At 42.1% G+C, this 20,443-nt stretch carries 19 protein-coding genes; 5 read left to right on the forward strand and 14 right to left on the reverse strand.

What is annotated here, in order from left to right:
* The first annotated feature begins 346 nt into the window (after positions 1-346).
* Both MHH65_RS09380 and MHH65_RS09385 read left to right on the forward strand, forming a co-directional pair.
* Positions 347-1,543 carry a cytochrome P450 gene (locus MHH65_RS09380; RefSeq protein WP_335351009.1) on the forward strand — a complete coding sequence of 399 codons (1,197 nt, stop codon included), beginning with the start codon at positions 347-349 and terminating at the stop codon, positions 1,541-1,543.
* A gap of 130 nt (positions 1,544-1,673) precedes the next feature.
* A complete protein-coding gene (locus MHH65_RS09385; RefSeq protein WP_335351010.1) occupies positions 1,674-3,716 on the forward strand; it encodes a molybdopterin oxidoreductase family protein in 2,043 nt (680 codons plus the stop codon).
* Between the two features lie 41 nt (positions 3,717-3,757).
* Here the strand turns inward: MHH65_RS09385 and MHH65_RS09390 are convergent, their stop codons facing one another.
* The 3 genes from MHH65_RS09390 to xylA form a co-directional block, all read right to left on the reverse strand.
* The gene (locus tag MHH65_RS09390; protein ID WP_335351011.1) at positions 3,758-4,441 is read right to left on the reverse strand and encodes a glycoside hydrolase family 11 protein; all 684 of its coding nucleotides are present in this window, start codon (positions 4,439-4,441) and stop codon (positions 3,758-3,760) included.
* Positions 4,442-4,528: 87 nt separating this feature from the next.
* Entirely contained in the window at positions 4,529-6,028 is a 1,500-nt protein-coding gene (xylB, locus tag MHH65_RS09395; protein ID WP_335351012.1) for a xylulokinase, read from the reverse strand.
* 35 nt (positions 6,029-6,063) lie between these two features.
* Complete coding sequence (xylA, locus tag MHH65_RS09400) at positions 6,064-7,401, reverse strand: xylose isomerase (protein WP_268427822.1); 1,338 nt, start codon at positions 7,399-7,401, stop codon at positions 6,064-6,066.
* A gap of 210 nt (positions 7,402-7,611) precedes the next feature.
* On the opposite strand from xylA, the gene MHH65_RS09405 reads away from it, so the two are divergent.
* Positions 7,612-8,772 carry an ROK family transcriptional regulator gene (locus MHH65_RS09405; protein ID WP_025093136.1) on the forward strand — a complete coding sequence of 387 codons (1,161 nt, stop codon included), beginning with the start codon at positions 7,612-7,614 and terminating at the stop codon, positions 8,770-8,772.
* Between the two features lie 46 nt (positions 8,773-8,818).
* On the opposite strand, the gene MHH65_RS09410 is transcribed toward MHH65_RS09405, so the two are convergent.
* The 3 genes from MHH65_RS09410 to csaA all read right to left on the reverse strand — a co-directional run bounded on the left by MHH65_RS09410 (position 8,819) and on the right by csaA (position 12,688).
* Positions 8,819-10,426 (reverse strand): glycoside hydrolase family 43 protein, encoded by a 1,608-nt coding sequence (locus MHH65_RS09410; RefSeq protein ID WP_335351013.1) that lies wholly within the window; start codon positions 10,424-10,426, stop codon positions 8,819-8,821.
* A gap of 24 nt (positions 10,427-10,450) precedes the next feature.
* Positions 10,451-11,842 carry an MFS transporter gene (locus MHH65_RS09415; RefSeq protein ID WP_024428356.1) on the reverse strand — a complete coding sequence of 464 codons (1,392 nt, stop codon included), beginning with the start codon at positions 11,840-11,842 and terminating at the stop codon, positions 10,451-10,453.
* 513 nt (positions 11,843-12,355) lie between these two features.
* On the reverse strand, positions 12,356-12,688 hold the full coding sequence (csaA, locus tag MHH65_RS09420; RefSeq protein WP_034621362.1) for a chaperone CsaA: 333 nt from the start codon (positions 12,686-12,688) through the stop codon (positions 12,356-12,358).
* Between the two features lie 246 nt (positions 12,689-12,934).
* Here csaA and MHH65_RS09425 point away from each other — a divergent pair, with 246 nt between their 5' ends.
* The gene (locus tag MHH65_RS09425; protein ID WP_024422662.1) at positions 12,935-13,414 is read left to right on the forward strand and encodes a hypothetical protein; all 480 of its coding nucleotides are present in this window, start codon (positions 12,935-12,937) and stop codon (positions 13,412-13,414) included.
* On the opposite strand, the gene MHH65_RS09430 is transcribed toward MHH65_RS09425, so the two are convergent.
* From MHH65_RS09430 to MHH65_RS09460, 7 genes are all read right to left on the reverse strand, one after another.
* Positions 13,411-15,039, reverse strand: coding sequence for a YndJ family protein (locus tag MHH65_RS09430; RefSeq protein ID WP_255291001.1), 1,629 nt, complete (start codon positions 15,037-15,039; stop codon positions 13,411-13,413). The two genes, MHH65_RS09425 and MHH65_RS09430, sit on opposite strands and share 4 nt — an antisense overlap.
* The gene (locus MHH65_RS09435; protein ID WP_268421746.1) at positions 15,029-15,637 is read right to left on the reverse strand and encodes a DUF4166 domain-containing protein; all 609 of its coding nucleotides are present in this window, start codon (positions 15,635-15,637) and stop codon (positions 15,029-15,031) included. The genes MHH65_RS09430 and MHH65_RS09435 overlap by 11 nt, the downstream gene beginning before the upstream one ends.
* Complete coding sequence (locus tag MHH65_RS09440; protein WP_024422664.1) at positions 15,600-16,481, reverse strand: hypothetical protein; 882 nt, start codon at positions 16,479-16,481, stop codon at positions 15,600-15,602. The genes MHH65_RS09435 and MHH65_RS09440 overlap by 38 nt, the downstream gene beginning before the upstream one ends.
* Positions 16,482-16,629: 148 nt before the next feature.
* Complete coding sequence (locus tag MHH65_RS09445) at positions 16,630-17,202, reverse strand: TetR/AcrR family transcriptional regulator (RefSeq protein ID WP_024422665.1); 573 nt, start codon at positions 17,200-17,202, stop codon at positions 16,630-16,632.
* A 3-nt stretch (positions 17,203-17,205) separates the two neighbouring features.
* Positions 17,206-17,928, reverse strand: a complete 723-nt coding sequence (locus MHH65_RS09450; RefSeq protein ID WP_268436576.1) for an MBL fold metallo-hydrolase — start codon at positions 17,926-17,928, stop codon at positions 17,206-17,208.
* 36 nt (positions 17,929-17,964) lie between these two features.
* On the reverse strand, positions 17,965-18,438 hold the full coding sequence (locus MHH65_RS09455; protein WP_024428350.1) for a GyrI-like domain-containing protein: 474 nt from the start codon (positions 18,436-18,438) through the stop codon (positions 17,965-17,967).
* Between the two features lie 54 nt (positions 18,439-18,492).
* On the reverse strand, positions 18,493-19,425 hold the full coding sequence (locus tag MHH65_RS09460) for a YafY family protein (RefSeq protein WP_335351014.1): 933 nt from the start codon (positions 19,423-19,425) through the stop codon (positions 18,493-18,495).
* Between the two features lie 118 nt (positions 19,426-19,543).
* On the opposite strand from MHH65_RS09460, the gene MHH65_RS09465 reads away from it, so the two are divergent.
* Positions 19,544-20,068, forward strand: coding sequence for a mother cell-specific membrane sporulation protein (locus MHH65_RS09465; protein WP_335351015.1), 525 nt, complete (start codon positions 19,544-19,546; stop codon positions 20,066-20,068).
* 31 nt (positions 20,069-20,099) lie between these two features.
* Here MHH65_RS09465 and czrA read toward each other — a convergent pair whose 3' ends face one another.
* On the reverse strand, positions 20,100-20,429 hold the full coding sequence (gene czrA / locus MHH65_RS09470) for a Zn(II)-responsive metalloregulatory transcriptional repressor CzrA (protein WP_024422670.1): 330 nt from the start codon (positions 20,427-20,429) through the stop codon (positions 20,100-20,102).
* Between the last annotated feature and the right edge of the window lie 14 nt (positions 20,430-20,443).

A 20,443-nucleotide genomic window follows, 5' to 3' on the forward strand; every position in this document is an offset into this window, starting at 1 on the left:
AGAGCCAGCGCTTTTCAAAAGTCCCGAATGCATGGCCGGCAGCTTGCTGCAAGTATGTTAGCCGTGTTTTTCAAATACAGTAATTTAGATCAAAAGAACTATGATCATTTGAATCATAGGGCCCTTTCGTTCGACTAGATTCACCATTTTATTTTTGGTTTCGGTGACTTCAATTCTATTTTTCAGAAAGCGCTCTCATTTTAATGACTTTCTATTTTCCTATATAGTGAATGTGCTTGAATCTTTCGATTAGACTATTGACATATTTTAGAAAACATGTCCATTGAAATGATATTTTACTGGTGATACCGTGAAAGAGAAATCATGTGAAAAAGGAGCGTTCATAATGAAAGTGAAAGAAAACTATGTCAATGTGATTCCAATGAAAGAAATCCGTTCTACCGATGACCTTCTTTTCCCCTTCCCTATTTACAATGAGCTGCGTGCAGAAAGTGATATTAGATATGATGAGACAAGAAAGTGCTGGGATCTTTTTCGATATGCGGATATCCAGTCTGTTCTAAAGCAGCCTAAAGTGTTCTCTTCACAGCGAGGAAGAAGCACGTCTAAAACAAGTATTTTAACGATGGATCCTCCAAAACATACAAAGATGAGAGCGCTTGTGAATAAAGCGTTCACCCCAAAAGCGATCAAGCAATTAGAAGATAAGATCAAAGACTTGACACATGATCTATTAAATCAAGTTAAGGATCAACGTACGTTTGATATTGTGCAAGATTTAGCAGCTCCCCTGCCAGTGATGATCATCGCTGAGCTTCTCGGTGCAGAGGTGCAGGACAGAGAGCTGATTAAAAAACATTCTGATGCCCTTGTGGCAGGTGCTAAGGATGAATCAAAAGAAGCCATTCAGGCTGTAGTAGATATGCAGAAACGTGCTGAAGAGGAGCTGTCCGTTTATTTTGCTCATTTGATCAAAAAAAGAAAAGAAACACCTGCCAATGACTTGATCTCGCTTCTCATTCAAGCGGAAATCGATGGAGAGCGTTTAACCGAGAATGAACTGCTTGGCTTTTGTATTCTATTACTCGTTGCAGGCAATGAGACAACGACCAATTTAATAACCAATGCCGTACGACTACTGACAGAGCAGCCGCATATTGCTGAATCAGTTCGGCAGGACCCCTCTCTTATTCCTCAATTGACTGAGGAAACGCTGCGGTATTATCCGCCTGTTCAAGCCATTGGCCGAATCGCCGCAGAGGATGTTGAAATTGCAGGCGCGCACATTGAAAAAGGAGACTACCTCATCAGCTGGGTTGCTTCAGCAAATCGAGATGAACAGAAGTTTGAAGATCCAGATACGTTCCGGCTTGACCGAAAATCAAATCCGCATATGAGCTTTGGGTTTGGCATTCATTTTTGTCTCGGTGCACCGCTTGCCCGGCTTGAAAGCAACATTGCGCTTGACGTTTTACTCCATACGTTTCAAGACATCACCTGCGCTACAGATCAGCTAAAACCTATTCAAAGCACGTTTGTTTTTGGGGTAAAAGAATTTCCTGTACAAGTCACCCGTTTTTAAAAGTCCCTTTTCAGGGGCTTTTTTTCATTTTCTTCAATTCATCATCTCTTTCTTACCTTCCTCTTCCGAACATGCTAAAATAAAATCCATACAAAGTGATAACGGAATGCAGAAAGGAAGCCGAAAACTCATGACCGATTATACAGCGATGAAAGACGGAATATTCAAATCAGTTTGTTCGTTAGACTGCCCGGATCAGTGCGGTCTTTTAATACATAAAGAAAATGGAAAGATCGTGAAAGTGCAGGGAGATCCGGACCACCCTGTCACACAAGGAAACATATGCAACAAAGTGCGTAATGTCACAGCCCGTTTATATGATGAAAAAAGACTGACCACTCCTTTAAAACGTGTTGGCCAAAAAGGCGAAGGTCAGTTTGCACCGATTACGTGGGAAGAAGCCATTGAAACCATTCGTCAAAAATGGACAAAGCTGATCGAAGAAAAAGGACCAGAAAGCATTCTGCCTTACAGCTTCTATGGAAACATGGGCAATCTCAACGCTGAAGGAATGGACCGCCGCTTTTTTTATCGTCTTGGTTCAAGTCAGTTAGACCGGACAATCTGTCAGTCAGCAGGAACGACTGGCTATAAATATACAATGGGCGCAAGCATTGGGACAGATCCTGAAGACACCATTCATACGAAACTATTTATCTTTTGGGGCATCAATGCCGTATCGACCAATATGCACCAAATCACCTTGGCACAAAAGGCGCGAAAACAAGGAGCGAAGATTGTCGTAATTGATGTTCACAAGAACCAAACCGGCCGGATGGCAGATTGGTTCATTCCGCTTCGGCCTGGTACTGACAGTGCACTTGCCCTTGGCATCATGCACGTCCTTTTTAAAGAGGAACGTACAGATGATGCATTTTTAGAGGCTTACACGGTCGGCCATAAGGAGCTGCGCGAGCATGTAAAGCAATATGATCCAGACACAGTTGAGCGAATCACAGGTGTCCCGAGGGATGACATCATTACACTTGCAAGAATGTACGCTGAGACATCGCCCTCTCTTATTCGCATTGGGAATGGTTTGCAGCACCATGATAATGGCGGGATGAGTATTAGAACCATTTCCTGCCTCCCTGCCCTGACTGGTCAATGGCTGCACAAGGGCGGCGGAGCGATGAAATCAAACTCTTCTTTTCTCAGCTATAATGAGACAGCTCTTCAGCGGCCGGATTTATTAAAAGAACGAACGCCTAGATCATTTAATATGAATCAGCTGGGCAGCGTGCTGACAAACGCAGAGCCTTCCGTTGATTCTCTCTTTATCTACTCGTGCAACCCAGCGGTTGTGACACCAGAAGCGAATAAAGTCAGAGAAGGTTTGCTGAGAGAGGACTTATTTACAGTGGTTCATGATTTATTCCTGACAGAAACAGCGGCGTATGCAGACATTGTCCTGCCAGCGACATCAGCCTTTGAAAACGAGGATTTTTATACATCGTACTGGCATCATTATATTCAAATTCAGGAGCCTGTGATAGAACGCTACGGAGAAAGCAAATCAAATACTGAAGTATTCCGCCTGCTTGCCCATGCGATGGGCTTTGAAGATGAAGCCTTCCGCGAGACAGATGCTGAACTGATGGAACAAGCTCTTCATCATCCAGAAAATCCGCATTATGAGGACATTTCATACGAAGCATTAAAAGAAAAGAAATGGATCAAAGCGAAACGTGGACCTTTCCAGGAATTAAAGCTTCAAACCCCAAGCGGGAAAATTGAGCTTTATTCTGAACAAATGAAAAAAGACGGGTATCCAGCACTTCCAACCTATGTGCCCCTTTATCAGGAAAGCGATTATCCGCTTACCTTTATACCGGGACCGAACCATAATTTTCTGAATTCCACCTTCTCACTTCATGAAAAGCATCAAAAGCTAGAGAAATTTCCGAAGCTTCACATGAATGAACAGGATGCAAAGGAAAGAAAAATTGAAGATGGTGACATGGTACGTGTGTTGAACGACCGAGGAGAGTGTGAGCTTGTCGTGTCAGTCGGTCAAAATGTATTACCTGGTGTTGTGGTCAGTCAAGGTTTATGGGCAGATCAAAAAGGCAAAAAGCATTTAGTGAATGGATTAACACCTGATCGATTGGCAGATATGGGCGGCGGCGCGACGTTCTTTTCTGGCAGAGTGGAAGTTGAAAAATTATCATAGAAAAAAGCCAGCCATTTTTTGCTGGCTTTTTTCATATGCTTTTATCGAATCATCAGCTGATTCGTCATGACATTCGCACTTCCGTTGCTTCGGTAGCCTTCTACAGTTAATGCTGTTTCATACATTTTTCCCATTGGCATGCCTAAGCTTTCCCATTTTTTAAAATGCTCACTGACGGAGACCGTTCCGCTTGTGCGTTTTGTTTGACGTACACTCCAATATTGTTTGAAGGTAGCGTCTCCAATGATAGAAGGCTGATTGACACGAAGCGTTTCATATATGTCATATGTGCCTCCATCGGCATAAAATGATCCTTTATACGTTCCTGTTGGACGATATGTGCCCCATGACTCAACAATGTAGTATTCAGCTAATGGAGATTGTGTCCAGCCATAGACACATAAATAGGAATTCCCGCCCGGGTTAAAGGCTGCGTTGTAGTTGATGGAGATGTTGCCAAGTTGATGATGAGTTTTAGTGGAATCAAACTTCTTTCCTTTTCGAAATAAGGCATTTCCAATATTGTTCCAGCTTGCACTAAATGCCCCGCCGTTATTGAGTGTCATCGAGGTATTTCCGTAATCCTTCCATAATTCAAAATCGTATCCGCTGTGTGTCCCTATCCTATTATCATAAATCGTTTCCGCATGAGCCGGCACAGCCGTCAGTGTCAGCACAAATCCAATAAACACCACAAACAAAAGCCTCAATCTTTTCAAATTCATTTTCCATCCCTCTCCTTTTTTCATCCGTATTGTTCTGTCATCCCTAAGATGAAAAACCCATCACCTCCTTTCATGCACCCTTCTCTATTAGATGGAACGATACTGCTTTAACCCGGCATGGATGTCTCTTGTTTGTGTATAAATCCTTTGATACAAATGAAATAGATCAGCATATACTTCCGCATGCTGCTGCTCTGGCTCATAAACAGCGGCTTGATGGATCAATTGATTAGCACATACTTCAAGTGACGGATACCATCCGCAGCCAACCGCAGCAAGCATGGCTGCACCTAAAGCAGGCCCTTGTTCATTGTCTAACTGGATGACTTCAGCCTGAAAAATGTCTGCTTGCATTTGAAGCCAAGTCCGGCTTCTCGCACCGCCGCCAATGGACACAATAGAATCTATGTTTTTTCCTGCCTGCCGGAATAATGCGATAGATTCATTTAGCGAAAAGGTAATTCCCTCTAACACAGCTCTGACAACATGTGCCCTTTCATGCCTGCTGTCTAATCCAATCAAGCTGCCGCGAATGATCGAATCCGCATGAGGTGTTCTTTCCCCGACTAAATAGGGAGTAAAAAGCAATCCTTTCGCTCCTGGCGCTACATGAGCCGCACCTTCTAAAAGTGATTGGAACGATTCCTCAGGTGCCAGTAAGTGTTTTGCCCAGTTAAGGCTATATCCTGCTGAGAGGGTGACACCCATTGTGTAAAAAGCGTCTTTTTTTGCATGATGAAACAAATGTAAATTCCCTTGAAGCTCCCTTTCATGATCCTCTTCGTAGGAGAGAATCACCCCAGATGTGCCGATGCTGCATAACGTGCGGTCAGAGGACAAGATGCCAGCACCAATTGCTCCGCAAGCATTATCTGCCCCGCCGGCAAAAACCTTCGCTCCTTCTTTCATCCCAACATCACGTGCAATGTGCGGCAAAAGTGTACCAACCTCCGCCTCTGATGTGACAAGCGGCGGGCAAATATGAGGAGAAATATCAAATGCCTGACAAATCTCCTCACTCCACGTCTGTTCACCGATATTTAACAGCAAAGTGCCAGCCGCATCAGAATAATCCATATGGACAGCGCCAGTTAAACGAAATCTGACATAATCTTTTGGGAGTAAAAACATGTCGATTTGCTGATCAATATGTGGTTCATGTTCCTTTACCCATAATAATTTTGGCAGTGTGAATCCTTCTAACGCCTGGTTTTTTGTGATCTTTTGCAGCCGGTCTCCCAGCTTTTTTGTAATATGTGCACATTGTGCTGTCGTTCGTGTATCATTCCATAAAATTGCAGGGCGGAGCACTTCGCGAGATTCATTTAATAGAACTAATCCATGCATCTGGCCGGAAAAGCTGATGCCTTCAACTTGTCTCGAATGAACAGGCTGCTTTGCCATCAGTTCTTTCATCACAGCCATTGTCTGGTTTACCCAATCCTCGGGGTGCTGCTCACAGTATCCAGGCTTCTCTTGAATGAGGCGGTACGGCTTAGAGGCTTCACAGCACACCTTCCCGCTCTCATCCACTAATATCGCCTTGACCCCGCTCGTTCCAAGATCAATTCCCATCACATATTTCATGTTTTCACTCCTTCAAAACAGGTCAGCCCCTTCAATTAATCTTCTAACAAGTATTGATTTAAACGGGCTTTCAGCTGTTCCTCTCTTCCCGATTCGTTTCTAATCAAAGGATGTTTCAGCGCATATTCTTCTAATGTATGAAAGTTTGCCTTCCCTTCTGAAATGTCACGTCCAATTCCTTCAGAAAAGCTGCGATACCGGTGCTTTATAACATCCTCAAACACACGGTCTTCTATGAGTCTATGAGCGACCCGCAGTCCTTTTGCGAATGCATCCATCCCAGCAATATGAGCATATAAAATATCTTCAAGTTCAAAGGAAGCTCTTCTCACTTTTGCATCAAAATTAAGACCGCCAGACCCTAGACCGCCATTTTGCAGAATTTCATACATGGCAAGAGTTGTGGCATACAGATCGGTTGGAAATTCATCTGTGTCCCATCCAAGAAGCGAATTACCTTGGTTTGCATCAACAGAACCGAGCAGCCCATGAATTCTTGCGACACGTAATTCATGCTCAAACGTATGGCCGGCCAGTGTCGCATGATTGGCCTCAATATTTAATTTAAAATGGGAATCTAATCCGTATTGTTTTAAAAAGGCGATGGATGTCGCTGCATCTGTGTCGTATTGATGAGTGGTTGGTTCCTTTGGCTTTGGTTCGATTAAAAATTGGCCAGTGTACCCAATTTCTTTTGCATAATCAACAGCCATATGCAAGAAAGACGCCATGTGATCAAGCTCTCTTTTCATATCTGTATTGAGCAGCGTATCGTACCCTTCTCGTCCACCCCAGAAAACATAATTTTCTGCACCAAGTTCTTTGGCGGTTTCAATGCCTTTTTTAACCTGTGCGGCCGCGTAGGCAAAGACATCTGCATGACAAGATGTCGCAGCACCGTGTACAAATCTAGGATGCTTGAACATATTGGCTGTGTTCCACAGCAGCTTTACTCCGCTTTGCTTCATGTATTCTTTCATTCTTTCTAAAATGATGTCTAATTGTTGATTCGTCTCTTGAAGCGTCTCTCCCTCTGGCGCAATGTCACGGTCATGGAATGAAAAATACGGAACATCCAATAGGTCAAAAAGCTGAAAAGCGACTTCCAATCTAGCTTTTGCTAAATCCATTCCACTATAGGAGTCCCACGCTCTTTGCATCGTGCCAGTTCCAAACATGTCTGTTCCATCAGCCGTCAATGTATGCCAATAAGCGACTGAAAAGCGCAGGTGGTCTTTCATTGTTTTTCCGCCAATCACTTCGCTTGGATTATAGTATTGAAAGGCGAGTGGATTTTTTGATTGTTTTCCTTCATATTGAATTTTGCCGATTCCTTCTAAGCTGTATAACGTTTTCATATTTGATTTGGCCATTCTTCATTCCTCCTGAGTACACTTTGTAAGTTGATGCAACAAACTAATGATCAATCTATGAAAAAGTCACTTTGAATTTTCCATATTTTTTAGTTTTTTAAAAATATTTTCGTTATAATAAAGTTAAAATCATCTTTCTTATCGAATACATGCGAAAAAAAGCAGCTCTTCTCAACTTAATCTAAAGACGAAACAAATGGAGTGGATAACGTGGATATCGCTGATCAGAACTTTGTCAAAAAAATAAATCAAAAACTTTTATTAAAAGAAATTCTCCAGCATGCGCCCATTTCGAGAGCAAAATTATCTGAACGCACTGGATTAAATAAATCGACTGTTTCTTCTCAAGTAAGTACGTTAATGAAAGAACATCTTGTCTATGAGATCGGTCAAGGTGAGTCTAGCGGCGGGAGAAGACCGGTTTTACTGATGTTTAATAAACGTGCTGGCTGTTCCATCGGAATCGATGTCGGCGTTGATTACGTCAATGGCATATTAACTGACCTTGAAGGGTCTATTCTTTACGAAGAGCAGATCAAGCTCCCACCCAGCTCTCCTGAGGTGACGATTCGTAAATTAATTGAATTAATACAGCAGCTCATCACACAAATGCCCTCTTCCCCATACGGGCTCATTGGCATTGGCCTATGCATACATGGTTTAGTGGATGCAGGTGAACAAATCGTGTTTACGCCTCATTCAAAATGGAAAAATGTTGATCTGAAAACCACGCTCCAAGAGACATTCCAAGTACCGATCTTCATTGAAAATGAAGCAAATGCCGGTGCATATGGTGAAAAAATCTTTGGTGCCGCTAAACATTATGACCATTTGATCTATGCAAGCATCGGCACTGGCATCGGGATTGGCATCATCATCAATCATCATTTATACAGAGGAGCGTATGGCTTTTCTGGTGAAATGGGACATATGACGATCGATTTTAACGGACCAACATGCAGCTGCGGGAACCGTGGGTGCTGGGAATTGTATGCTTCTGAGAAGGCCTTGTTTCAGTCTCTTCAAACAGATGATCAGCACATCTCCCATCAAGACCTGGAACAGCTGGCCAAGTTAAATGATATGAAAACGCTCAATGCCCTGCGCAACTTTGGCTTTTACCTTGGTGTCGGTCTCACAAACGTCCTGCATACCTTTAACCCGCAAGCCATTATTTTAAGAAACAAAGTGATCGAATCACATCAGGCGGTTCTACATGTGATTGAGGAGGAGGTATCCTCGCGAATGGATACGCAATTCAGCTCACATGTAGAGCTGCTCCCATCATCATTAGGACACAATGCACCAGTATTGGGGATGACTTCTCTTGTCATAGAAGCTTTTCTGCAAGATGCCACCCTCACAACCTGATCTATATATTTTTCAAAAAGAGGCAGCTCGTAGCGAGTTGTCTTTTTTATTCGTCTGTTTCCTCATAGCGAAAATAGTGAAAATCAGCAGGAAGACGCTCGCCGCTCGTATCTTGGCACTGCATACCGACAAATGCCCCTGTAAAAAACCCCCCACCTCGAATGAAATCATCGGATAAATGGATGGATTCAAACGGTACATCAATTTCCTTCCACTCTTTCTGATCAAATGAATAAGAATATTTATATGTCTCTTTCCGAACGGTCACTTTTAAATAGACATAAGTGACCTCGTCAGGAATGATGATTTTATGTGTCAATGGCTGAGAAAAGGCAAGGTTTTGACAGACAGATAGTTCAAGCGTGCGGCCAAGTTCCTCATCATATGTCACCTGGAGTGCTGTCCAGTTTTCCGTATTATAATAATTCACAAGACCTGCGGCTTGCTGAAAGTTTTCTGGGAAGAACGAAACAGCTGTCTCTGCTTCAAAATAAAAGCTTTGCCAGCGTCTTGCAACGAAAGCTTGGGTGAATTTAGACGTTAAGGATTCGTGACCGAATAACCTTAAATGCTGGGGTTTCTCCGTTAACGAACCAATCTGATCGGTAAACGGAATTCTTAATGTTTGGAAGTGTCTATTTAGTGTTGATTCTTTAAATTCATCGACTGTATGATAGGTTGGTGCAAAAACCTTTTCTTCGATCTTTGGCGCTTCAACCTCTAGCGTCCCCTCTTTTCCACCTACAACATAAGGCCAGCCATCCTTCCATTCAAGCTTTTGTATCGCTGTTTCTCTTCCTAAAGGACACCACCCTCTCTGTTGAAAAATCGATTCCTTGCTTGATTGAATCGGGCGGCCAGTGAGATGAGCGAGATACCATTCATTTGTATGCGTTTGAACGATTGAAGCATGCCCGCATTTTTGAAGCGGATGTTCAGGCACATGGAAGGCACTTAAAATCGGGTTATCAGGATGAACCTCATATGGCCCTTCAATATGCGAGGACCGGGCGATCGTTGCTGCATGCTCATACCGGGTACCTCCTTCTGCCGTTAATAAATAGTAGTAGTCACCGATATGATACAGATGCGGCGCTTCTGTCAGTTTAATCGGTGTGCCTTTAAAAATGACCTTCCTTTGACCGATGAGCTTCTTTTCAGCCACACTATATTCCTGCAAGGCAATACCTGCAAACGAATGATGCTTTTCCCTATGATCCCACAGCATATTTAAGACGTATTTCTTCCCGCTGTGATCATGGAATAAAGATGGATCAAAGCCAGAGCTGTTGAGCAGGATCGGTTCACTCCAATCGCCGTCCACCTCGCTTGCCGTGACCAAATAATTATGACCGTCTTTAAATGGGCCATCCACTACTTTGATATCTGAATAAATAAGCCAAAACTGCCCATCAGCATAGCTTAAGCACGGCGCCCATACCCCGCCAGAGTCAGGATTCCCCTTCATATCCAGCTGCGACGTTTTTTGCAATGGACGCGCAGCAAGACGCCAATGGACGAGATCCTTTGAATGATAAATTTGCACCCCTGGAAACCATTCAAATGTAGAAACGGCCATATAATAATCTTCTCCTACACGGCAAATACTTGGATCAGGATTAAACCCTTTGAGCACTGGATTGGTAATCTTCATTGAACTTCCTCCTCTTTCAGAGACCTACATTTTAAAATCGTCCATATGATCGATATACACTTTGTCTCTATTCTCAAGCTCCCGTACGACTTTTTTATGTTTTTCTTCGTCTAGGTTATAAAAATTAATATCCACCATCGCTAAAATCAGTAAGCATACAGGAATCACCGTTGTCGTGATTAAAATGCCCAGTAATGCTTCTGGTGTTTGCATTTGGTTCGCAACATAGCCAAAGCGATCAAGTACAAGCCCTGGCACAATCCCGCCTAATGCCATCCCAAATTTAAAGAAGAATCCGATGATGGCATAGATGAGCCCGCCCATCCTTTTCCCTGTTTTATATTCGCCATATTCAACAGTTTCAGGAATGAGCGCCCACATGTAAGCACCGGCTGTAATACTTCCTGCAGCTGCAACGAGCCTAAAAATCAGTATTAAAGTGATTTGACTCGGCGGTATCACTAGTAATGCAAGAAGACCTACGATATTCAGCAATAATGAATAATTCAGCAGCTTTTTCTTTCCTAACAGCTTGTGCAGTTTTGGAATAAACGGCAGCACCATTAAAGCTGGCAGACTGCCAATGAGTCCGTACCATTTCACTAAATCTTCTCTGCCGAGGTTATACGTCACATAATAGATCCCAACAGAGTTACTGATCGAGTTCACGCCAAAAATAATAATAAAGAAAATGCTTAATACAACAAGCGGACGATTGACACGTAACTGCACAAAGATATCACTGAACTTAATTTTTTCCTCCGGCTTTTGAAGTGTGACACGTTCATTCGTGCTTTTAAAACAGAAAATAAGTAATGCACCGCCAAGAACGCCGAGAAAAGCCATCGTCATCTGCCAGCCGAGAGCTGTATTTCCTGTTTTATCGCTCAAAAAAGTCGCAAGAAAAGGAACAAAAAAAGCAACAACTAGACCACCGAGATTAGCAAAAAGCATACGAACAGACGTAATACTGACAACCTCTTGGTTATTTCTTGTCATTGCGGATGTTAAAGCACCATAAGGAACATTGATGAATGTGTATGTAAGCGATAAACCAACATACGTGATGTAGGCATAAACGAGTTTACCCATTTCAGAAAGATCAGGTGTTGTAAAGCAAAGGATAGCAAGTACCACAAAAGGAAACGCACCGAATAACAAGTAAGGTCTAAACCTGCCAAAACGGCTGTTCGTTCGATCCACCAATGCACCAATAAACGGATCTGCAAGCGCATCAATGGCGCGAACAACTAAAAACATCGTTCCTGCTGCCGCCGCTGATAAACCATACACATCTGTATAAAAAAATAATAGATACGTAGAGACAGTTGCATAAATTAAGTTACATGCGAAATCTCCTGAAGCATATCCCACTTTTTCAGACATACGAATCTTTTTTAAATTCTCACTTACCATGAGCTTTCTCCCTTCTTCTCTTAGCCTCTTCTAATGAACAGATGATGGAGGGCAGCAGCAGTCAATACAAAGAATATAAAGCGCTTTCAATTTGTTGTAAAAATGAAGCTGAACATCTGATCCTTTCAGCTTAGCCCACATAGACAGCAAATGATTTGAATGACGGAATCATCCCCTTTAATGACCGGATCATCACTTGGAATTCATCTTAGTTTATCGACTAAACAAACTAAGATGAATTCATTTTATAAAATCTGATCTGACTTTTCAATATTTTTTGAAAAAATAATCCAAATAATTGATTTCTTGTCATTTTTCTGCTGAAATGACGTGAAAAACTGAAGTGAAGCATTTAATGGTTGCAATTCCGATCACCTCATGCTATATTAATCAAGCGATGAGCTGAATTGTGTAAGTCGGGTAACATGTCTCCTTGAGACACACACGAATGTGGCGTGTGGTTATTCCGCCTCAATACGCAAAAGACATCTTCTCAGGAAGATGTCTTTTTTATTACCCTATTTTTGTTCCATTTTCGACAGGCTCATCTGTGGCTAGTAAAACCACGTCTTCTTTTGACGGCATGCCCCCTAAGACAAGCACTTCTGATTTGAATCCTGCAATTCTTCTTGGCGGAAAATTGACGACTGCTACGATTTGTCTGCCAATAAGACTCTCAGCCGTATAACGTTTTGTCAGCTGAGCACTGGATTGCTTTAGACCAACCTCTTCACCAAAATCAATCTTGAGTTTTAATGCAGGTACTCTTGCCTCTGCAAAGAATTCTGCTTCAATGATCGTCCCAACACGAATATCTAACGCCAAAAACTGTTCAATATCTGCCATCTGATTCTCTCCTCTTCATTCAAGGGTAGGTTCATTTACTAGAGTTATCTATTGTTTTTTTCATTGTAGCACATTCATTTCGTAAAAAAAGTGAGTCAAAAAGCCGATTCATCGCAAAAACTACCCTTTAGTTTACATAATGTTTTTATCGTCATGTATTAAATATTTGCATCCTGAAAATGAATTCAGTAAAATGGCAAATAATCCTACTGCTTCCTCCCAAATATATCGGGGAGGGGTTAACACTTGTTTACATTATCAGATATGTGGACATTTTGCTGGTCGTTTTTCGTCATTCTTCCTATCGTTGCCATCTTGCATCAGCTTGGCCATATTATGGTCGCATGGATGTTTGGCGCAAAGGTTTCTTTTGCTCTTGGCAGAGGCAAAAAAGTATTGAAAATAGGTGTTGTTGAAATTAGACGAATCTATTTTCTAGATGCATTTTGCCATTATGAAGAAATGAGGAAAAATAACCGATTCTCGCATATTCTTGTCTACCTAGGCGGATCATTATGCAACCTGCTCAGTGTTCTCATACTGAATACAATGATCGCCAATGATATCCTGCCAGAACATCAATTTTTCTATCAATTTGCTTACTTCTCTGTCTACTATGTATTTTTTGCACTGCTGCCAGTCCAGTATGCAGATCATCATCCGAGTGATGGGCAAGCGATTGTGAACATCATTCGGCACGGTGAACCATGTGACATCATTGACTAACAGGATGGCTTCCCGCTGTCAATTTGATAATGAATCGTTAAAAAGGGAATATCGAATAGCTTCATTTGATGAACTGCTGTGAGACTTTTATCTGTCTCCGGCTTCATATGAAAGCTTTCTTCCATTGGCAGTTTCATGGTGATAAAAGGTGTATGCAAATACAATCCTTCGTCACCGGTACTGCCTTTTGGACATGCACTTTTTAAGAGAAAGTCTTCATTTTCATTAAAAGGTTTTAAAATGGCGGTCATCTGAGAATATGGAAGCGGCAGCGCAATATTCATATAGCCTGCAGCTGCATCGTGATGATGAGCATAAAGTGCAAAAAAGACCTGCTCCCCTTTTTCGTTATAACGGATCCACGCCCTGACATTCTTTCGCCCTTCTTTAGGATGTTGAAATGTAGTCAGACGCCCCTTCATTTCATACGGGATACGAGATGTCCCCAAATAGAGCTGGCCTATTTTCTTAAAAACTGGCTGAAGTAAAAAAACAAACGGCCTCACCCACCAATGAAAACAGACTGCTGCTTTTAACGTAAACGCCATCGGGTTCTCATAAAACCTTCGAATCACAGGTGACACCCTATCAGCTGAAAATGTCGTTCCATTTAAATCATCAAGTGAATCGACTAAACCAAGGTTCTCTCGATCATGCATTCCTTCCTTTTGAAAAGAGATCAAATGAAAACGGCCATGCACTTTTGATATCGGAAAGTCCTTCTGCTTCAATTGATCCTTTGGCCCTTCGATCAGCCATCCAATCAAACCTGGTAAAATAACAAAAAAGGCATTAATACTGCCATGAAACCAAATCATCTGATCAATGCTGATGTAGGTCACGCGCATGAGCATGCCAGCGGAATAAAGAAGAGATAGCACGATCGTTCCCATTAAGACGCAGCTAGAAAACACAATCAGCACTTTTGCCACAGTCGATCGAAACCTTGTTTTCATACAAAGAATACCGTACAAGTAGAGTGCAATGACATATAGCGTGACGCTGAACGTATCAAATAGACGGGAGAAGCTAATCCCAACAGCAATCATCACAGGTGACAGCAAAATCACCCAGCCTGCCGCTTTGTATAAAGCTGTCTCTTTTTCTCGCTGTCTCCCTAATAATCCATAGAAAAGCGGGATAAAAAAAGCCGAGTAATGAAAATGAATAGCGGTCAAAAGCACGATGATTGGTGAAAAGGTCATCACCTGTATATCTGCCGTGTACAGCCAAAACCAAAGCCCTCCTAAAGCGAGATACATCCATGCACCATCGATGATCAATTCATGAAGCGGAAAGATTCCCCTTTTCAGCAAACGAGTAAAGCCATATAACGCCAAAAGAATCGTATACAAAAACCATCCCGATGCAAACAAAGCAGAATGATAGATGAATGCAGCCGTTGCACAAAGAGCAGCTAATGGAAAGGCTTTCATTAAAAAGCCGAGCAGTATCCCCGGCTTACTCTCCCTCTCTTCCTTCACAAAAAAGGCTAAAATTGCAGGAAGGAAAAACAGAATGGCTATCAGTACAAATAACTCTGCTACCGGACCTGTCATCAAGCGGGTGGCGATAAAACAGCACATGAAGACGAGGCTTGATATCAAATGCCATTTATTCATCATGAGACATCACCCTTTCAGTAAACCGGCCTTTATATGTAAAAAGGGTCCCAAACAATCGGTTTTTCACATGCACATCAATGGTATACACACCCGCGTGCTCCTCGTAGCCTTCTGTGACATCTGACACACCGTAAAGCCATGAAGGCAGCGGCCAATCACGTCCTAACATCAACAGCTTCTGCCGGCCGGATTGAATGCGAAGGAACCCATGTTTTGTTACTGTAAAATGAAGCTCTGACATAAGAAGTCTAGGCTTTCCAAAATAGTCTAGTACTTTATGACTCTTCTCATCAATGATCATATCTGCATCAAAGTGCCGTTCCTTCTTTGGGAAATAAAACGTACGAAACCAGTGCATGCCTTCCTCTCCCTTATTTGTCATAAAGGGTTTATTCACAATCCGGAAAGGAATGTTTTTTCCTCTCTCAGGGAAAAAACAGCGAAACAGTGGACCAATTTTGAAGAAAAATCGAATGAGCCTCGTTCCGCCGCCTATTTCCTCCATGGTGCCTTCAGCGGTAAATGCACGATTGTATCTCTCTTTTAATTTTGGATGAAGCTTATCGTAATCCTTTACTTGATGACGATGAACGACCATGTCTACCTCCCCTTTTTCGTTTGATCGAAAATACGTCTATACAATCTTTTAAATTAATCATTCCTGCAATGGATAGGATCAAAAATGCACTCATCACAAGCGGCTCATGGAGTGTCGTTTGGGGGGATAGAATCCCGATACAAAGCATCAGCAGCAGAAACACACTTTGAAGAATGAACAAATATTTCTTTGATAGCTTAGGTATCAGCCATGATACGCCTATAAGGGCATAAAACAACCGAAATCCGGTGCTATGATCAAAAGCAGAATGTGAAAAAGGGATAACCGCTTGGCACAGCCAGACGATGGCAAACAGCAAACAAATTCCATAATGGGCAAGTGTTCTCTCCAGTAACAACCGAGGGTGCGTACCCTTTTCAAGCCACGTCTTTAGTGCGCCAAAACTAAAGGCCGTCATAAACCCCATCATCGGGCGAAAAAGAAATCGATCTGCCCACGCCCATCCTTTTCCTTCTTTCGGTTCATAATCAAATTGCGTTTGAAACACAATATGATCGTTCGTTTTCACATATTTCCAATAGCCGCCGCCTTCTTTGATAAAAGACAATGGGTGTGACGATTTAAATTTAAGCGAGGATGCCCGTTCATTCCGTTCATCCATCATTCTAGTTCGATATGCTCCTGTCCCTGTGACACTTACCCCAAAACCAAGATGCTTTTCATACAAAAAAGTTTGGGGCTGTTCATCTTGGGGTCCATTTAATGAAATGGTTGAAAAGCGCAAATCCCACTGTTCATGAAGCTTTGGATTTTGCGTATATTCCCATACTTTCTCTAAAGGTGCATGAATGGTTGTTTCCACATAAACAGGCTTTCTTTTCATCTGCCTCTACTCCTCTATGTGAATTATTTCACATAATAAGCATACCATGTTTCACAAAACTGTCAAATCTTTATTCGATTTTCTCGCTAAAAAATTGTGCCAGACGGACACTCCTTTATGATATCGATTTGCTATAAAAAAAGACCTGTCAAATAGACAGATCTTCTTTTTGCAATACACCTGTGATATAGAGCCGAACCGCATAGCTCACACTTTCTTCAAGCTGTTCTTTTCGTTGAAATCCCTTTTTATTAGAAATATCACCGAAGCCATGCAGTAAGCTTCTCAGTCCTCTGACGACATGCGTCATTTCTTCTTCTTTTACACCAAAGCGTGACATAATGGATTGAACAAACTGAACAAGGCGCTCTGCTGCAAGTCGTACTTCTTTTTCGTTCATATGTGAAAAGGCAGCTTCATAAAGACCGGGATGTGTTCGGACAAATTGCACATATTGTCTGGCAAAGGCCAAAACAGCTTCTTCTTTTTCCAGCCCCTCTGTGACTTGCATCCCTTCCTCACAAAGCATGGAGAGCCCCTTTACTGCGAGTGCTGCCTGAATCTCATGAAGGCCGGATACGTGATTGTAAAGAGAAGGCGGCCTAATATTCAGCCTTTTAGACAATGTAGCAATGGTCAAAGCGGAGAAGCCCTCTTCATCAACAAATGCAGCCGCTGTATCCATAATTTTTTCTTGTGTAATTCCCATTCTTGGAGACACGGTTTACTGCCCTCCTTTTTTTAGCTGGTGCTGTCTTTTTTTAACGGCAGCTTGAAGCTTTTCATGAGGCTCTATGATAAGGTCACCATGTCCTGCAGCAAGACAGGATATGCGCCGCAGCGCTAGTAATTTTTCAGCGCTTTTTAATGCGGTTTCTGCATCCCATGTGGCAAATGCCGGGAACGGGAAGCTCCACCGAAACTCACCCGTAACCGATAAGCCGCCTTTTGTCACAAGTGCATCCCCTGCAATGACAACTCCTGACCTTTCATCGTATAAAGAAATGCTGCCGGGTGTATGCCCTGGTGTTGCAATCACTTTGAGCGGCCCAATCTCATCTCCTTCTTCGACAAGCACATCTGGTTTTGTATGAATATTTTTCATAAAACTGCCTTTAATTTTTTGCTGAGGTTCATCAGGGAGCAAGGAAAAATCACCTTCAAAAAGGCGTGCATCACGTTTTGATAAATAGACAACTGCCTCTGGAAAAGCCTTCTTCACCTCATCTAATGCGCCGATATGATCCATATGGCTATGAGTGAGAATAATCTTATGAATTGGTTTGTTCTTTTTACGGGCAAATTCGATGATCGAGTTTGCCGCCATTTTTAAAGCAGCATCAATTAAGATGAGTCCTTCCTCTTCCTCAAAGACATAGCAATTTACCGGAAATAATCGCGGTATCAATGTAAGCTGGTGCAGACGGTCAAAAGTTGTTAATCTCATGATTGTCCTCCTAAAACTAATATCGTTAGTTTTATATTAACTAATGGTATTAGTTTTAGCAATCATTTTTTCATCAACCGCAATATAAATATCAATTTGCGCTTCTTTTGGATCAATAGATCTTTCATCATACCATTCAAAATCACCTGTATAAGTGCGGTATTGACGCTGATCCCAAGTCCAAATCTTGTGCCATGTTTCAAGCACGACCTCTTCAATCGGTCCTTTTCTCGTTTGAAATCTTGCATAGGTGGACGCAGGAATCTCTTTTACATGTTCGATCTGCTGATCCGCAAATTGCCCAGCTGTAAATAAATAAGAACCATGTTCATCTTTTTCATAATCTGAATACAGCCCTATGACTGGAGCTTGTCCCCCATGTAGCTGCTGCGCAAAAAAATCCTGCCAGAGCGGCGCAATCTTCCGCTCTTTTGTTTTCTCTATTTCATTTGTTGTTCGAACAGACAACCCTTTGATCCATTGTTTCTCTAATGTGACGATATCGTACATACATTCTCATCTCCTTTTCTCCCATCATATAAAAAGAAACCTGACAACAGTGTGTCAAGTTTCTAATCGCTTCATAAATTGTTTTAATTGGAGATCAAATGCTTCCTTGATGTGCTGAGGTGAAACAATGTCGACGTCCGGTCCTAAATGGAATAGGAAACTGTGCAGCCAATCATCTTGCGGCACAGTCAATGCTGCCAGATAGGTTCCGTCTGAACATATGATCAATTCGTTCTCATCCACCCATTCCTTCACTTTGCCAACTGATGCTTCCGTTAACCTGAGCGTGAGGGTTGTGACTGAAGGTTCTTCATGCCAAGAGTCATTCCAAGGCTTCTCTTCATTTTTGATTCTTTTCGGCCTGAAATATGCTGAAATGGTGATGAGGTCTGTCATTCTGGTCAGCTTGAATAGACGAAAATCATGTTTCACACAACAAAACGCATACAAGTACCAATGCCTTCCTTTTAAGACAAGCGTATAAGGCTCCACTTTACGTGGAAGTGTTTCACCTTTTGCGTTGCGATAAGTGAATTGAATGAATTGATGCGCGGAAGCAGCGGTATGGATCAGCTGAAGCTTCTTTTCTGCCTGGCTGTCTTTCCCCCATGAGCTTAAATCAATAAAGACATGGTGCTGTTTCTTGCTTTCATCACTTTGTGGAGGAATGAGAGATTTGATTTTTTTCAGTACATGTTCACTTTCTTTAAAGGAGTATGCACTCGTCATGCTTTCAAGGGCAGTTAAAATAAGCTCAATGTCATCATCGGTAAATAATTTTTTCTCTAAACGATAGTCGTCAACAAGCGAAATGCCTCCGCCTGCTCCTTGTGTTGTCACAATAGGAATCCCGGCTTGATTGATGGTCTCAATATCGCGATAAATCGTCCTTACGCTCACTTCGTGAAGTTCAGCAAGGTCTTTCGCTTGTATTTGCTTTTTGCTAATGAGCAGCATCACAATAGACAAAATACGATCGATTTTCATGCCTTTTCCTCTTTTTCATAAATGTAGGTTTTGATTTGATAAAAAATGAAAGAATGGTAAAGATAAGGAACAGCCAGCATTCGTTTACATCCCTGCACATGCAGGAGGAGGTTGCATCATGACACATCACGTGTGGCAGTTATTCATAATTGGGAGCATTATGCTAATCTGCATCATCTTTCGAATGAATCGAATGAGACGCTATCAGCTTGTGCGCCCGATCAGTCTTTTGATGAGAATGTATGTATTTGGACTCACTGCCCTTATTCTCTTATTAGAAGGCTGGCAAAATCACAGCATTTTCATCTATGCCGCTATTGGTATGCTCTTTGGAAGCAGTCTGGCCGTTCATGCCTATGAGACGATCCGCATGAAAGAAGAAAATGGCCGTCTTTACGTGAAAACGAGTAAATGGATTGAAAGCTTCATTTTATGTTTATTTTTATCTCGACTTAGTTTTAAGCTGGGTGAGCTGACGAACCATTCGCTCACAAAGATTGGTGTCGTTGAACTGTATCAGCATATTGTGAGTGATGATGCCATGACCATGCTCAGCTTTTTTCTGTTAGCTGCTTACTATGTCGTTTTTTCTTATCAAATGATGAAAGCAGGTAAACGAGCAGCACATACGCATCATGCGTAAAAACCTTCCTATATGAGTAGGAAGGTTTTTATTAGTCATGCTGTGCATGATGAATCATTTGTTCAAGTACTTCCATCACATGCTGATCTTCAGGACTGTAAAAGATCGATGTCCCTGCTCGTCTAGATTTCACGAGACGAAGGTTTTTTAAAAAGCGCAGCTGATGAGAAACTGTTGATTGCATGAGATTCAGCGTTTCTGCGATATCATTTACCGAGTATTCACCTTGAGACAAGAGGTGCAGAATACGAATACGTGTCGGATCAGATAAGGCTTTAAACGTTTGGGAGACAAGAAATAAACTTTCTTCATCCAGCTCCATCCGTTCCTGTTCTTGATTTGTATTCAGTTCTTCCTTCATTTCGCTTCACCTTT

The sequence above is a fragment of the Bacillus sp. FSL L8-0654 genome (genome assembly GCF_038629965.1).
GTDB classification, from domain to species: Bacteria; Bacillota; Bacilli; order Bacillales; family Bacillaceae; genus Bacillus; species Bacillus safensis.

Coding starts and splice junctions, on each gene's coding strand:
- MHH65_RS09380 (WP_335351009.1), top strand. CDS start 347: ATGAAAGTGAAAGAAAACTATGTCAATGTGATTCCAATGAAAGAAATC.
- MHH65_RS09385 (WP_335351010.1), top strand. CDS start 1,674: ATGACCGATTATACAGCGATGAAAGACGGAATATTCAAATCAGTTTGT.
- MHH65_RS09390 (WP_335351011.1), bottom strand. CDS start 4,441: ATGAATTTGAAAAGATTGAGGCTTTTGTTTGTGGTGTTTATTGGATTT.
- xylB (WP_335351012.1), bottom strand. CDS start 6,028: ATGAAATATGTGATGGGAATTGATCTTGGAACGAGCGGGGTCAAGGCG.
- xylA (WP_268427822.1), bottom strand. CDS start 7,401: ATGGCCAAATCAAATATGAAAACGTTATACAGCTTAGAAGGAATCGGC.
- MHH65_RS09410 (WP_335351013.1), bottom strand. CDS start 10,426: ATGAAGATTACCAATCCAGTGCTCAAAGGGTTTAATCCTGATCCAAGT.
- MHH65_RS09415 (WP_024428356.1), bottom strand. CDS start 11,842: ATGGTAAGTGAGAATTTAAAAAAGATTCGTATGTCTGAAAAAGTGGGA.
- csaA (WP_034621362.1), bottom strand. CDS start 12,688: ATGGCAGATATTGAACAGTTTTTGGCGTTAGATATTCGTGTTGGGACG.
- MHH65_RS09430 (WP_255291001.1), bottom strand. CDS start 15,039: ATGATGAATAAATGGCATTTGATATCAAGCCTCGTCTTCATGTGCTGT.
- MHH65_RS09435 (WP_268421746.1), bottom strand. CDS start 15,637: ATGGTCGTTCATCGTCATCAAGTAAAGGATTACGATAAGCTTCATCCA.
- MHH65_RS09440 (WP_024422664.1), bottom strand. CDS start 16,481: ATGAAAAGAAAGCCTGTTTATGTGGAAACAACCATTCATGCACCTTTA.
- MHH65_RS09450 (WP_268436576.1), bottom strand. CDS start 17,928: ATGAGATTAACAACTTTTGACCGTCTGCACCAGCTTACATTGATACCG.
- MHH65_RS09455 (WP_024428350.1), bottom strand. CDS start 18,438: ATGTACGATATCGTCACATTAGAGAAACAATGGATCAAAGGGTTGTCT.
- MHH65_RS09460 (WP_335351014.1), bottom strand. CDS start 19,425: ATGAAAATCGATCGTATTTTGTCTATTGTGATGCTGCTCATTAGCAAA.
- MHH65_RS09465 (WP_335351015.1), top strand. CDS start 19,544: ATGACACATCACGTGTGGCAGTTATTCATAATTGGGAGCATTATGCTA.
- czrA (WP_024422670.1), bottom strand. CDS start 20,429: ATGAAGGAAGAACTGAATACAAATCAAGAACAGGAACGGATGGAGCTG.